This window comes from Actinoplanes teichomyceticus ATCC 31121, from assembly GCF_003711105.1.
GTDB lineage: Bacteria > Actinomycetota > Actinomycetes > Mycobacteriales > Micromonosporaceae > Actinoplanes > Actinoplanes teichomyceticus.
Genome location: NZ_CP023865.1, coordinates 6180955 through 6194116, shown reverse-complemented (window position 1 = coordinate 6194116; position 13162 = coordinate 6180955). Strand labels below are relative to the sequence as shown.

General features: G+C 73.0%; 17 protein-coding genes. 11 read left to right on the top strand and 6 right to left on the bottom strand.

The window, feature by feature from the left end:
• The first annotated feature begins 22 nt into the window (after positions 1–22).
• Together ACTEI_RS27155 and ACTEI_RS27150 are read left to right on the top strand one after the other, a co-directional pair.
• On the top strand, positions 23–1288 hold the full coding sequence (locus ACTEI_RS27155) for a sensor histidine kinase (protein WP_122980248.1): 1266 nt from the start codon (positions 23–25) through the stop codon (positions 1286–1288).
• Entirely contained in the window at positions 1285–1917 is a 633-nt protein-coding gene (locus ACTEI_RS27150; protein ID WP_122982437.1) for a response regulator, read from the top strand. The genes ACTEI_RS27155 and ACTEI_RS27150 overlap by 4 nt, the downstream gene beginning before the upstream one ends.
• A gap of 132 nt (positions 1918–2049) precedes the next feature.
• Here the strand turns inward: ACTEI_RS27150 and ACTEI_RS27145 are convergent, their stop codons facing one another.
• Positions 2050–2553: a hypothetical protein gene (locus ACTEI_RS27145; protein WP_122980247.1), complete on the bottom strand. Its 504-nt coding sequence runs from the start codon at positions 2551–2553 to the stop codon at positions 2050–2052.
• Positions 2554–2750: 197 nt separating this feature from the next.
• Here ACTEI_RS27145 and ACTEI_RS27140 point away from each other — a divergent pair, with 197 nt between their 5' ends.
• Positions 2751–3419, top strand: a complete 669-nt coding sequence (locus tag ACTEI_RS27140; RefSeq protein WP_239082352.1) for an MBL fold metallo-hydrolase — start codon at positions 2751–2753, stop codon at positions 3417–3419.
• A 55-nt stretch (positions 3420–3474) separates the two neighbouring features.
• Here ACTEI_RS27140 and ACTEI_RS27135 read toward each other — a convergent pair whose 3' ends face one another.
• Positions 3475–5109, bottom strand: a complete 1635-nt coding sequence (locus ACTEI_RS27135) for a RecQ family ATP-dependent DNA helicase (protein ID WP_122980245.1) — start codon at positions 5107–5109, stop codon at positions 3475–3477.
• Positions 5110–5153: 44 nt separating this feature from the next.
• A complete protein-coding gene (locus ACTEI_RS39055) occupies positions 5154–5282 on the bottom strand; it encodes a hypothetical protein (RefSeq protein ID WP_262384717.1) in 129 nt (42 codons plus the stop codon).
• Positions 5283–5421: 139 nt separating this feature from the next.
• On the opposite strand from ACTEI_RS39055, the gene ACTEI_RS27130 reads away from it, so the two are divergent.
• A complete protein-coding gene (locus ACTEI_RS27130) occupies positions 5422–6963 on the top strand; it encodes a glycoside hydrolase family 3 N-terminal domain-containing protein (RefSeq protein WP_187645939.1) in 1542 nt (513 codons plus the stop codon).
• 102 nt (positions 6964–7065) lie between these two features.
• Here the strand turns inward: ACTEI_RS27130 and ACTEI_RS27125 are convergent, their stop codons facing one another.
• A complete protein-coding gene (locus tag ACTEI_RS27125; protein WP_122980243.1) occupies positions 7066–7350 on the bottom strand; it encodes a GNAT family N-acetyltransferase in 285 nt (94 codons plus the stop codon).
• A gap of 61 nt (positions 7351–7411) precedes the next feature.
• Here ACTEI_RS27125 and ACTEI_RS27120 point away from each other — a divergent pair, with 61 nt between their 5' ends.
• From ACTEI_RS27120 to ACTEI_RS27090, 7 genes are all read left to right on the top strand, one after another.
• Positions 7412–7741 (top strand): hypothetical protein, encoded by a 330-nt coding sequence (locus ACTEI_RS27120; RefSeq protein ID WP_164466130.1) that lies wholly within the window; start codon positions 7412–7414, stop codon positions 7739–7741.
• A gap of 44 nt (positions 7742–7785) precedes the next feature.
• A complete protein-coding gene (locus ACTEI_RS27115; protein WP_122980242.1) occupies positions 7786–8610 on the top strand; it encodes a DUF1206 domain-containing protein in 825 nt (274 codons plus the stop codon).
• Positions 8611–8762: 152 nt separating this feature from the next.
• Positions 8763–9941, top strand: coding sequence for a mechanosensitive ion channel family protein (locus ACTEI_RS27110; RefSeq protein ID WP_187645940.1), 1179 nt, complete (start codon positions 8763–8765; stop codon positions 9939–9941).
• Positions 9942–10006: 65 nt separating this feature from the next.
• A complete protein-coding gene (locus ACTEI_RS27105) occupies positions 10007–10441 on the top strand; it encodes a phage holin family protein (RefSeq protein ID WP_122980241.1) in 435 nt (144 codons plus the stop codon).
• A complete protein-coding gene (locus tag ACTEI_RS27100) occupies positions 10438–10836 on the top strand; it encodes a DUF3618 domain-containing protein (protein ID WP_122980240.1) in 399 nt (132 codons plus the stop codon). The genes ACTEI_RS27105 and ACTEI_RS27100 overlap by 4 nt, the downstream gene beginning before the upstream one ends.
• On the top strand, positions 10836–11108 hold the full coding sequence (locus ACTEI_RS27095) for a DUF4235 domain-containing protein (RefSeq protein ID WP_122980239.1): 273 nt from the start codon (positions 10836–10838) through the stop codon (positions 11106–11108). The genes ACTEI_RS27100 and ACTEI_RS27095 overlap by 1 nt, the downstream gene beginning before the upstream one ends.
• Positions 11109–11478: 370 nt before the next feature.
• Positions 11479–11682, top strand: coding sequence for a cold-shock protein (locus ACTEI_RS27090; RefSeq protein ID WP_011905669.1), 204 nt, complete (start codon positions 11479–11481; stop codon positions 11680–11682).
• 245 nt (positions 11683–11927) lie between these two features.
• On the opposite strand, the gene ACTEI_RS27085 is transcribed toward ACTEI_RS27090, so the two are convergent.
• The gene (locus ACTEI_RS27085) at positions 11928–12176 is read right to left on the bottom strand and encodes a hypothetical protein (RefSeq protein ID WP_122980238.1); all 249 of its coding nucleotides are present in this window, start codon (positions 12174–12176) and stop codon (positions 11928–11930) included.
• The gene (locus tag ACTEI_RS27080; protein WP_122980237.1) at positions 12170–13147 is read right to left on the bottom strand and encodes an aldo/keto reductase; all 978 of its coding nucleotides are present in this window, start codon (positions 13145–13147) and stop codon (positions 12170–12172) included. Before ACTEI_RS27080 ends, ACTEI_RS27085 begins: the two co-directional genes overlap by 7 nt.
• Positions 13148–13162: the final 15 nt, after the last annotated feature.

Below are 13162 nucleotides of genomic sequence, written 5' to 3'. Positions count from 1 at the left end.
GGTCGAGTCGGGGAGGGAGTCCATGAACAGCGCGACCGGGATCGCCGAACGCACCGACTGGAGCGAGCGCCGCCTGCTGGCCGTGGCCGGCGGCCTGCTCGCCGCGTCCACCCTGCTGGCCGTCGTGGGCCGGCCGATCGACCTGCCGAAGCAGCCGCTGCCGGTCACCTTCCTGGTGGCCGGCGCCACCGCGGTCCTGCTGCTGCTCTGGCGGGCGCTGCCCACCGCCGCAGACCGGCACCGGGTCGTGTCGGTGCTGCTCTTCCTGGGTTTCCTGAGCCTGGCCGGGCTGCTGGTCTGGTGCCACCCGCTGTACGGCTTCTTCGTCTGGACCGGCTACCTGTTCACCATCTACACGCTTCCCGGCTGGTGGCGGCTGGCCGGCGCGGCGGCGGTCGCGTTCATCACCGCGGCCTCGCAGTCCGGCGGGTTCCAGACCCTGCGGACGGCCGGCGGCGCCGTGCTCTTCGGCTTCCTGTTCCTGTGCAACGCCGGGATCTCCATCGCCATGACCCGGATGGAGAGCCTCAAGGAACGCAAGGCGATCCGCCGCAACAAGGTGATCGAGGAGCTGGCCGAGGCGAACGCGCGGCTGGAGGTGGCGCTCGAGGAGAACGCCGGCCTGCACGCCCAGCTGCTGGTCCAGGCGCACGAGGCCGGGGTCCTCGACGAGCGGCAGCGGATGGCCGGCGAGATCCACGACGTGCTGGCCCAGGGCCTGACCGGCATCGTCACCCAGCTGGAGGCCGCCGAGGCGCATCCGGGGGAGCGGGAACGTCACCTGGCCGCGGCGAAACGGCTGGCCCGGGAGAGCCTCGCCGAGGCCCGGCGGTCGGTGCAGGCGCTGCGCCCGCACCGGTTGGACGATGTCGCCGGGCTGCCGGACGCGCTGGACGAGGTGGTGGCGGCGTGGTCCGGGCTGCACGGGGTCCGGGCCGAGCTGATCACCACCGGGCCGGCGCGGCGGTTGCTGCCGGAGATCGAGACGACCCTGTTGCGTACGGCCCAGGAAGCCCTGGCCAACGTGGCCCGGCACGCCGGTGCGGGACGGGTCGCACTGACCCTGTCGTACATGGAGGACATGGTGACCCTGGACGTGCGCGACGACGGCGCCGGCTTCGACCCGGACCGGCCGCGTCCGGTGACCGAGCGCGGCGGCTTCGGTCTCAGCGCGATGCGTGACCGGCTGGCCCGGATCGCCGGCACCCTGGCGGTGGAGTCCGAACCGGGCGCCGGCACCGCGCTCTCCGCGTGCGTCCCGGCGATCCCGGTCGGCGGCGCGGCATGATCGGCTTGCTGGTCGTGGACGACCATCCCGTGGTCCGGGACGGGCTGCGCGGCATGTTCGCCGGCGACGACCGGTTCACGGTGCTCGGCGAGGCGGGGGACGGGCGGGAGGCGCTCGCCGTGGCCGCCGCCGTCGACCCGGACGTGATCCTGCTGGACCTGCGGATGCCGGTGCTGGACGGGGTGAGCACGATCCGCGAGCTCAAGGCGGGCGGGTCGGCCGCCCGGGTGCTGGTGCTGACCACGTACGACACCGACCGCGACGTGCTCCCGGCGATCAAGGCCGGCGCGACCGGGTACCTGCTCAAGGACGCCCCGCGGGAGGAGCTGTTCCGGGCGGTGGTGGCGGCCCACCGCGGCGAGTCGGTGCTGTCGCCGGCGGTGGCGGGGCGGCTGATGGGGCGGTTGCGTGCGCCGGCGGCCGACAAGGATCCGCTCAGTCAGCGGGAGCTGGAGGTGCTGACGCTGATCGCGCGCGGGTGCAGCAACCGGGAGGCGGCCGGGAAGCTGTTCATCAGCGAGGCGACGGTGAAGACGCACCTGCTGCACGCGTACGCGAAACTGGGGGTGCGCGACCGCGCCGCGGCCGTCGCCGCGGCCTTCGAGAGGGGCCTCCTGGGCCGCGAGTAGGCGCCCGGGCCGGGCGGCCGCTGGGTGCGGGACCGGACGCGGTGTGCGTCCGGCCCCGTCGTGCGGGTCGCGGGAGGCGGGCCGTGCGGCCCGCCGGCCGGGCTCATGCCCGGTCCCGCCGTTGCGGGCCGATCAGGCGGCCAGCGCGCTGGCCAACTGGTCGCGGAAGCTGCGCTCGTCCTCGGTGACCGTCTCGCCGCCGATGCCGAGCAGGCCGCCGGTCGACGCGGCGCCCACCACGGCGTCGGTGATCTCCAGCAGCCAGTGCCGGTAGGTCTCCGCGTCGGCCACGGAGGCCTTCGCCTGCAGCAGGGCGGCCGCTTCGGCCGCCCGGCCGATCACGTCCTTGGCGTACCCGGCGGGGTCGGCCGGTTCGATCACCGGGGCTTCCTCGCCCAGTTCCGGGTCGCCGGCCTCGGCCACCGCGGCCGAGGCCACGGCGGCGACCAGGGTGCTGGCCGACGCGCGTGCGTCGGAGACGCGGCTCAACCCGGCCGCGCTCTCGGCCCGGGTCTTGCGGGCGCTGTCGGGGGTGGCGGCGCTCGCCGCGGTGAGCACCGCGTGCGGAAGGCCGACCAGCAGCCCCCACTCGGCGTCGGTGAAGCCCAGCTTGGCGTAGAGCGGTTCGTCCGTCACTCGGGTTCCTTTCCCTTTCGTCGGCGGCCGACAGGGCATTGTTGCGCACCGCCGGGCCGGCGCTCGTGTCCACACCCGGTACCCGATCACGCCGCCCGCGCACCGCGCCGCTCTCCCGTCCGTGTCGGCACGCCAGCCGATCGGGGGGCTGGCATCCTGATCTCGCCGGCCGGCCGGGCGGCTGCGAGAATCCCGGCGTGCGCGAAGTGGTCGACGGAGTCTTCGAGCTCCGCCTCGGATACGTCAACGTCCACCTGGTCGTCACCGACGACGGGGTGGTGCTGGTCGACACCGGCCTGCCGCGGCGGTCGGCGGCGATCGAGCGGGCGCTGCGCGGGATCCGCCGGTCGCTGGGCGAGGTACGCGCCATCCTGCTCACCCACCACCACACCGACCACGCCGGCAACGTCGCCGACCTGCGCAAGCGCAGCGGCGCCCGGTTGTTCGCGCACGCCGCCGAGGCGCCGTTCGTCAACGGCGGCCTGCCGCCGCAGCCGCCCGCGAACGGCCTGGGCCGTTTCCTGGTCCGCCTGGTCGGCACGGTCGAGCCCACCCGGATCGACCAGCTGATCGCCGACGGCGCCGAGCCGCTGCCCGGGTTCACCGCGCTGCACACTCCCGGCCACACCCGCGGTCACCTGTCGTTCCTGCTGGACCGCGCCGGTGGCGTCCTGTTCGCCGGCGACGCGGCGGCCGGGCGCCGCGGCCGGGTGACCGGCCCCAGCCCGATGGTCACCGCCGACCCGGCGCGGGCCGCCGAGAGCCTGTCCCGGCTGGCCGGGCTGGATTTCGAACACGCCGTCTTCGGCCACGGCCGCGCCGTCTCGGGTCGCGCCGTCGAGCGTTTCCGCGAGGCCGTCGTATGACCCTCGGGTGACCGTCCGGGCGCGCCGCGCCGGCGCCCGGGGCGTTCCCCGCGGCTCAGGCGGCGGCGAGCAGCTGCTGGCCGACGACGACCGGGACCGACAGGGTCTTGTAGCCGACCGTGTCGAACAGGACGGTCATCTTGTCCTCCTCGTAGCCCATCACCATCCCGGTGCCCCACTCGCCGTGGCGGACCTGGCTGTGGATCGGGAACGGGCCCTCCTCCTCGACCGCGTTGACCGCCTCCGCGCTGCCGTCGGCGCAGTTGTCGCAGTGACCGCAGGTGCGCCGGATCTCCTCGCCGAAGTAGGCCAGCAGCGTCTCGGTACGGCACTGCCGGCTCTCCGCGAAGGCGCGCATCATGTCGGTACGTGACCGGATCACGGCCTGCTGGCGTTCGTGCTCCTCGACCGCGGCCCGGGCGGCCTCGGCCGGCATCGGCGCGCCGGCCGGGACGGTCAGCTTGCGGCTCCCGTTACGAACCGCGCCCACCTGCTCCAGCAGGGCCAGGTACTGCCCGAGCCGGCGCGGCCCGAGCCCGGTGATCTTCTGCAGCTCGGTCTTGGTGGTCCTGCCCTTGTGCAGCGCCCCGGCCAGGCCGCGCAGCTCCTGCTCGTCCGGCCCGCCGCCGGTGAAGAACCGCTGGATGCCCTCGTCCTCGGCGCGCCAGAGCAGCAGCACCCGCCCGGGTTCGCCGTCGCGGCCGGCGCGGCCGATCTCCTGGAAGTAGCTGTCCGGGGAGTCGGGCAGCGCCATGTGCACCACCCAGCGGATGTTCGGCTTGTCGATGCCCATGCCGAACGCGGACGTGGCCACCATGATGTCGACCTGGTCGTCGGTGAACTCCTCGTGCCGCTGCTCGCGCGAGCCGGTCTTCATCCCGCCGTGGTAGTACTCGGCGGCGTACCCGGCCTCGGTGAGTCTCTCGGCGAGCTCCTCGGCGGCCCGCCGGGTGGGGACGTAGACGATGCCCGGCCGCTGCCCCTCGTCGAGCAGCGTGGTCAGCCGCTTCCACCGGTACGTCTCGTCCGGGCAGTACGCCACCTCGATGAACAGGTTCCGCCGGTCCAGCCCGGAGACGTGGATCTCCGGGTCGCGCAGGCGCAGGCGGTTGATGATGTCGTCGCGTACCGGCGGCGATGCGGTGGCGGTCAGTGCCAGCACCGGCGGGCTGCCCAGCTCCCTGATCATGTCGCCGAGCGCCAGGTAGTCCGGGCGGAAGTCGTGGCCCCAGGCGGAGATGCAGTGCGCCTCGTCCACGGCGACCAGGCCGGGCTTGAGCGAGCGGACCTCGGCCAGCCGGTCCGGGTTGGCCAGCTGCTCCGGGGTGATGAAGAGGAATTCGGCGCGACCGGTGCGCAGCTCTTCGATGGCTTCCTGCTGTTCGCGTGGCGTCTCGGCGGAGCTGACCCGGACCGCGCGGATCTTCGGGTCGTCGCGCTCGTTCAGCGCGGTGATCTGGTCCTGCTGCAGGGCGAGCAGCGGCGAGACCACCACGGTCGGGCCGGGCAGCAGCACCGCCGGGATCTGGTAGATGGCCGACTTTCCGGCTCCGGTGGGCAGCACCACCAGGGCGTCCTTGCGGCGCAGCACGGCCCGCATCGGCTTGAACTGGCCGGGGCGCAGCGACGGCCACCCGAAGTGGGCGCGGGCGACCTTGCGGAGCCGGGGGCCGTAGACGGGGAGCTTCATCGGGCGGGCCATCCGATCTGTGGTGGAGTTGCCGCCTCGTACCCCTATTTGCCGCGGAACATGCGACGGATCGCCCAGAGCAGGAACAGGATCGCGAGCGCGACGCCGAGGAGCCGTACGGCGTGCACCTGGGACCAGTCGACGGTGGCTTCCGCCAGCGGGGTGAGCGGCACGCGCCAACTCTACCGGCGTATCCGTCCCGCCTAATAGAAAGGTTTGTTGACTGAATGCCGCCGGTGGTGTGACCATAGGTCGGCCAACGGGGAGAACGTTCACATAGACGTTCATGCGTAAATGGAGGTACGGGGGCTCATGTCCAAGCACGGCGAACTGGCGGAACTTGCCGCAGCGGTGCTCCAGCCGGGCTTCGTCGGCACCTCCGCCCCGGACTGGGTCCGGCGCTGGCTCGCCGACGGCCTCGGCGGGGTGGCGCTCTTCGCCCGCAACGTCGAATCGCCGGCCCAGGTCGCCGCGCTGACCGCGCAGCTGCGCGCCGAGCGCCCCGACGTGATCGTGGCCATCGACGAGGAGGCCGGTGACGTCACCCGGTTCGAGTCGCGGCTGGGCAGCTCCCGCCCGGGCAACCTGGCGCTCGGCGCGATCGACGACGTCGAGCTGACCGAGGCGGTCGCCCGTGACCTCGGCCGCGACCTGGCCACCGCGGGCATCACCCTGGACTACGCCCCGGACGCGGACGTCAACAACAACCCCGACAACCCGGTCATCGGGGTCCGCGCCTTCGGCGCCGAACCGCAGCTGGTGGCGCGGCACACCGCCGCCTTCGTGCGGGGCCTGCAGGCGTACGGCGTGGCCGGCTGCGCCAAGCACTTCCCCGGGCACGGTGACACCAGCGTCGACTCGCACCACGACGTGCCGCTGATCGACCGTACCGCCGACGAGCTGCACGAGCGCGAACTCGTCCCGTTCCGCGCCGCGATCGCCGCCGGCGCCCGCGCGGTGATGACCGGCCACCTGCTCGTCCCGGCCTGCGATCCGGACCTGCCGGCCACCCTCAGCCCGCGCATCATCCGCGGACTGCTGCGCGACCAGCTCGGCTTCGACGGCCTGATCGTCACCGACGCCATCGAGATGCAGGGCGTACGCCGGCGCTTCGGCCTGGAGGGCGCCACCGTGCGCGCTCTCGCCGCCGGGGTGGACGCCATCTGCGTGGGCGGCGAGCACGCCGACGAGCAGACCGCGTTCCGGCTGCGGGACGCGATCGTCGGCGCCGTGCGCGCCGGTGACCTGCCCGAGCAGCGCCTGCGGGACGCGGTGGCGCGGGTGCGCGCGCTCGCCGCCTGGACCACCCGCACGCAGCGGGAGGCCGGCGTGGCGCACGGCGTGCCGGCCGGGCCGGAGCGCGGCTCCGAGGTCGGCTTCGCGGCGGCTCGCCGCGCGGTCCGGGTGACCCGGGCCGAGGGTGTGCCGCAGCTGCCGGTGGCCGGCGTGCCACACGTCGTGGAGTTCGCGCCGCCGCGGAACATCGCGATCGGCAGCGAGACGCCGTGGGGGATCGGCGCGCCGCTGGCCGAGATGCTGCCCGGCACCACGTCGGTCCGCTTCGACCGGGACGAACTGGCCGAGCTCGGCGACCCGGCGGGCGTGGTGCTGGCCGGCTCGGCCGGGCGCCCGCTGGTGCTGGTGGTCCGCGACGTGCACCGGCACCCGTGGATCGAGGACACCCTGGCCGGGGTGCTGGCCGCCCGGCCGGACGCGATCGTGGTGGAGATGGGGATCCCGATCCGGGTCCTGGGCGGCGTGCACATCGCGACCTTCGGGGCGACCCGGGCCTGCGGCCTGGCCGCCGCCGAGCTGATCGCCGGCGCGGTGGTCCCGGAGCCGGTCGCCGCCTGAGCCGGCCGGCGGCATGTCCGCGCGCCCCGGCCCGCGGCGGGCCCGCGCCGCGTAGGGCCGGGGCCCCGGCTCGCGTCACGAAGCCCCCGGGGCCGACCGCGGTCAGTGCGCGACCAGGTCCGCGTGCTCCGGGTGCTCGGCGAGGTAGCGGGCGAAGAACGGGCAGGCCGGCACGATCCGCTGCCCGCGGGCGCGCAGCTGCCGCAGGGTCTGCTCGGCCAGCTCGCCGGCCAGGCCCCGGCCGCGCAGCCGCGGGTCGGTCTCGGTGTGCAGCACGACGACGTCGGCGCCGCGCATCCGGTACGTCGCGAGCGCGGCCACCGCGCCGTCCACCCGTAGCTCGAACCGGTGCGCCGCGGTGTTGTCGTGGACCGGATGTGTGCTCATGGACGGCCTCCTGGGGTCGATCGGCAGCTCGGGGTTGCCCGGATGGCCTACTGTGACATGGGTGTTGATCTCCACTTCCCGCCGCCGCATCGCCGCCGTGCTCGTCTCCGCCGCGTTCGGGGCGGCGCTGCTGACCGGCTGCAGCAGTGACGACGTGAGCTGCGGCGTCGACCAGTGCACGGTGACCATCCAGCGCGAGACCGACGCCAGCGTCAGCGTCCTCGGCGTGCAGGCCGAGTTCGTCAGCGCCGCCGACGACACGGTCACCCTGAAGGTGGCCGGCGAGCAGGTCACCCTGACCAAGGGCCAGCAGGCGGTCGAGGTGGGCGGACTGCAGGTGTCGCTGTCGAGCGTGACGCCCAGCGAGATCAAGGTCCAGGTGGCCCGATAACACGCGGAGTTTGACGGACGGCACGCTCGGACACATTGAAGGGCATGTCCTCCACAACCTCGCACGTGAAATATCACGCGTCCCGCGCCGCGGACAGCAAGCCCCTGGAGTACCTGGCCCGCGGCGGCTTCGTCGGCTACGGCATCATCCACCTGCTCTTCGCCTGGATCGCGCTGCAGGTCGCCTTCGGCGGCTCGGGCAAGGAGAGCGACCAGTCCGGCGCCCTGCAGGAGATCGCCCGGCACTCGTACGGCAAGACCCTGCTGGTGATCATCGCGGTCGGGCTGGCCGCGATGGCGGTCTGGCAGGCGTTCCTGGCGATCGTCGGGGAGAGCGGCGAGCAGAACCGGGCCGCGCTCGCCGAGCGGGTGCTCTCCGGCGTGCGCGCGGCCCTCTACGTCTACCTCGGCTGGCTCGCGGTCAAGGTGGTCAAGGGCGCCAACGCCTCGATGGGCGACAACTACGAGAGCAAGTCGTCCGGTCTGATGCAGTCCAGTGGTGGCCGCTGGCTGATCGGCCTGATCGGGGTGGCCGTCATCGGCGCCGGCATCGGGATCTTCCTGTACGGCCTGACCCGCAAGTTCACCGAGCACCTGAACACCCAGCAGATGCCGGCCGGCACCCGGCAGCCGATCATCCGGCTGGGCATGGCCGGGTACATGGCCAAGGGCGTGGCGTACGCGGTCGCCGGTGTCCTGTTCGTCGTGGCCGCGGTGACCTACGACCCGGACAAGGCCCGGGGCCTGGACGCGGCGCTCAAGACGCTGGCCGGACACCCGTGGGGGGTGTGGCTGCTGGCCCTGATCGCCGCCGGGATCGCGGCGTTCGGCGTGTACTGCCTGGCCCAGGCCAAGTACCGCAAGATCTGAGCCCGGGCTGACGGAAACCGGACTCCGGCACGTCCGGGTCGCCGCGCCGGGTGTGAGCTGTAGCCGACATCCGCCGTCGCGGGTGTGTGCCGGGTCCCTGGCGGGGCAAGTGGGAGCGCTGGCACAGCACTCGACCATGGAGGGGAAAGTTCGTGTCCAGCGTTCTGACCGCCGTGCTCGGTGTCGCGGCGGCCGCGGGAGCGGCCGTCGTGCTCGTCGAGGCGGCACACTGGGCGATGCTCCGGATCGGCCGCCGGTCCGCGCTCGCCGCCGATCTGGCCCGGACCATGCACCGGCCGTTCCTGGCCACCGTGACCCTGGTGGCCGTGCAGCAGGCGATCCGCGTCTTCGGCGGCGACTTCCCGGGCCGGGCCGGCGTGGTGCACGCGCTGGTGCTGTTCTGCATCGCCGCGTTCGCCTGGCTGGTGGGCGCGCTGCTGCTGGTGCTGGAGGACATGGCCCTGGCCCGGTGGCGTACCGACGTCCCGGACAACCTGCGCCGCCGCCGGATCAAGACACAGGTGGTGATGCTGCGCCGGGTCACCGTCGCCGGGATCGTGATCCTGGCGGCCGGGGTCATGCTGATGACCTTCCCGGACATCCGGGCACTGGGCGCCAGCGTGCTCGCCTCGGCCGGACTGGTCAGCGTGATCGCGGCGCTCGCCGCGCAGAGCACCCTCGGCAACGTCTTCGCCGGCCTGCAGCTGGCGTTCAGCGACGCGATCCGGGTCGACGACGTGGTCGTGGTGGAGCAGGAGTGGGGCCGGATCGAGGAGATCACCCTGACCTACGTCGCGGTGCAGATCTGGGACGACCGGCGGCTCATCCTGCCGACCTCGTACTTCACCACCAAGCCGTTCCAGAACTGGACGCGGAGCAGCTCGGCGGTGCTCGGCACCGCGGAGATCGACGTCGACTGGTCCACCCCGGTCGAGCCGCTGCGCGCCGAGCTGCGGCGCGTCTGCGAGGGCTCCGAGCTGTGGGACCAGCGGGTCTGCGTGCTGCAGGTGACCGAGGCGACCGGCGGGATGGTACGGCTGCGTGCGCTGGTCAGCGCGGCGGACGCGGGCGCGCTGTGGGATCTGCGCTGCCTGGTCCGGGAGCGCCTGGTCGGCTGGATGTGGGAGCACCAGCGTGACACCCTGCCGCGGATGCGTGCCGAGTTGGACACCACGGATCCGGTGCCGCCGGTGCGCCAGACCCGCCGGGCGCAGTCACCGGACGACGCCCGGGTGTTCAGCGGGGGCGACGACGGCGAGGCCCGCGGCGCGGCGTTCGGCGGCTCCGACGGGCACGGCGGCGACCCGATCCCGGCGCCGGCCCGGCGATAACCGGCGCGGAGGATTGAGCGCCGGGTGATCAGGGCATACACCGCACAGTCGAAAGGAGGACCACGATGGCCGATGTCCTGAACGGTAGGCCGGCCCGACCATTGACCGAGCAGTCCACGGCGGAGCTGGTCCAGCGCGCGAGCGAGCAGATCAGCCGGCTCGTCCGGGACGAGATCACCCTGGCCAAGGCGGAGCTCGCCGAGAAGGGCAAGCACGCGGGCATCGGTATCGGGCTGTTCGGTGGCGGCGGCGTCCTCGCCGGTTACGGCGTGGGCGCGCTGATCGCCACGGCGATCATCGCGCTCGACCTGGTGCTGCCGCTCTGGCTGGCGAGTCTGATCGTCACCGTGGTGCTCTTCCTGGTGGCCGGTGTGCTGGCGTTGCTCGGCAAGAAGCAGGTGAGCCGGGCCGTCCCGCCGGAGCCGAAGGCCGCGCTCGCCGGCCTGAAGGCGGACGTCGACGAGGTCAGGCACGCGGTCAAGGAGCGGAGCCGGGTATGAGCGAGAGCAACGGTACGCCGGAGAAGCCGGATCTGGCGGCGCTCCGCAAGGAGATCCGGGAGACCCGGGCCGAACTGGGCCAGACCGTGCAGGCGCTGGCCGCGCGGGCGGACGTCAAGGCCCGTGCCCGTGAGCAGGTCGAGCAGACCAAGCAGCGGGTGCTGGACCAGGCGGCGGTCGCGACCGGGCGGGTCCGGGCGGCGGCGGCGCAGGCCGGCGCGAGTGTCAGGGGGACGGCGGGGCAGGCGACCGAGAGGCTGCGCGAGGCGGCGCCCGGCGAGCTGGCACACGAGGCCACCGCCCGGGTACGCGCCACGCCGGTCCCGGCCGCGCTGGTCTTCGCCGGGCTGGCCGCGGTGGTGGGAGTCATTCTGATCATGCGGGGGAGGCGCTGATGGCGGGAAAGCTGGAGAAGGTGGCGCTCAAACCGGTGAACCTGGCGCTGGGCATCGCGGCCGGCACGCTGGCCGGGATGGTGTTCAAGCAGGTCTGGAAGCTCGCCACCGGGGACGACGACGCGCCGGACGCCGGTGACGAGGAGCGTGGCTGGGGCGAGGTGCTGGCCGCGGCGGCGTTGCAGGGCGCGATCTTCGCGGTGGTGAAGGCCGCCGTCCACCGCAGCAGCGCGGCCGGCGCCAAGCGGCTGACCGGCCACTGGCCGGACTGATCGGCAGGCCCGTCACCTCCAGATCAACTGCGGTATAGACAGGCTTCTTGACGGCTCCCCACTTCGTAACCATGAAGTGGGGAGCCTTTTCCATATCTGCCACGCTTTATTGGATTCCGTCGAGGGGGAGCTTTGCGGCCCGTTTTTCGGGTACAGTGTGGCCAGTTTTTGCGTACGTGGTTCGCTGCTTCCGCTCCGGTGGCGCGGCACCGACCCGATCCCGGGAGGGTCATCAGGTGTCTCGAAGCCGAGTGGAGGGGATGTCCTCTGAAAGGGCCGCCTCGCGGCGCCGCTGCTCGAAAACGGTCATCGGCCCCGCGTTCCGCTGCCGCGGTCCGGCGGGCCGGCATTTTCAGAAGGAGAGTTCAGCATGGCGCAAGGAACCGTGAAGTGGTTCAACGCAGACAAGGGCTTCGGCTTCATCACCGTCGACGGCGGGGGTGCTGACGTGTTCGTCCACTTCTCGGCCATCCAGACGAGCGGCTACCGCACTCTGGAGGAGAACCAGCGGGTGGAGTTCGAGATCGCCCAGGGCCAGAAGGGCCCGCAGGCGGAGCAGGTTCGCCCGCTCTGAGACCAATCAGCCGGTCGCGAGGCCGGCGCGCCGGCCGCCTGGCGGAGGCCGGCCTGACCGTGGCCCCGCAGCCTCGCCGAGGTTGCGGGGCCTGTTCGTGACGGTCGCCGGCACCCCGGCGACGGTCCACCCGGCCCGGTCGCGCGTGGTGTCCCGCCTGCCCAGAGGCGGTCACCGGGCGCGCCCGGGCCGGACTTCTCAGTCCTTGACGGCGCCGGCTCGCCGCCCCGGCCGCATGTCGCCGGTCACGCGGCGGTCCGGCCGGCGCTGCGGCGGCGCATGCCGATGACCACGAGCATCAGCCCGCCCACCGTCAGCACGCCCCCGGCCGCGGCCCAGGCCGGCTGATCGCTCATCAGCTCGTGCTCGAACACGTTCAGGCCCTGCAGGATCCACACCGGACCCAGCACCGTGCCGAGCAGGCCGAGCGACATGGTCAGCCAGCCGTGCAAGCGGACCGGGCCGGCCCCTGAGCCGTTTTCATTGTTCACCATTTGTCGTGGACCTGGGGTCGAATCAGCTCATCGTAGACCGAGTTGATCTTTTCCAGGGTTTCCGCCGAAAGCGGCGGCAGATCGGCGGCGTGCGCGTTGGCGCGCGCTTGCTCGGGATTGCGCGCACCCGGGATCACCACGGTCACGCCCGGCTGGTCGACGATCCAGCGCAGCGCGAATTGCGCCATCGTGGCGCCCTCCGGGACCAGGGGCCGCAGCCGGCGGACCGCCTCCAGGCCGGTGGCGAAGTCCACCCCGGAGAAGGTCTCGCCGACGTCGAAGGCCTCGCCGTGCCGGTTGTAGTTGCGGTGGTCGTCGGCGGCGAACGTGGTGCTCTCGTCGTACCGCCCGGAGAGCAGGCCGCTGGCGAGCGGGACGCGCGCGATGATGCCCACCCCGGCCTCGGCGGCGGCGGGCAGGACCCGCTCCAGCGGCTTGAGGCGGAACGCGTTGAGGATGATCTGGACGCTGGCGACCCCGGGGCGGGCGATCGCGGCGAGCGCCTCGTCGACCTTCTCCACGCTCACGCCGTACGCGGCGATCCGCTTCTCCTGCACCAGCGTGTCGAGCGCGTCGAAGACCTCGTCACTGCTGAACACCGGGGTCGGCGGGCAGTGCAGCTGGACCAGGTCGAGGGTGTCCACCCCGAGGTTGGCCCGGGACCGGTCGGTCCAGGCGCGGAAGTTGTCCAGGTGATAGTTGGCCGGCTCCTGCGGGACGCGGCGGCCCATCTTGGTGGCCACGGTGAGACCCGGGCGGTCCTTCACGAACGAGCCGACGATCTGCTCGCTGCGGCCGTCGCCGTACACGTCGGCGGTGTCGATGAAGGTGACCCCGGCATCCACCGCGGCCTGCAGGGTGGCGTGCGCGTCGGCCTCGCTGACCTCGCCCCAGTCGGCGCCGAGCTGCCAGGCGCCCAGACCGATCACGCCAGCGTCGCGGCCCATCCGGCGAAAGCTTCGTTTTTCCACGTGGAGACCCTACCG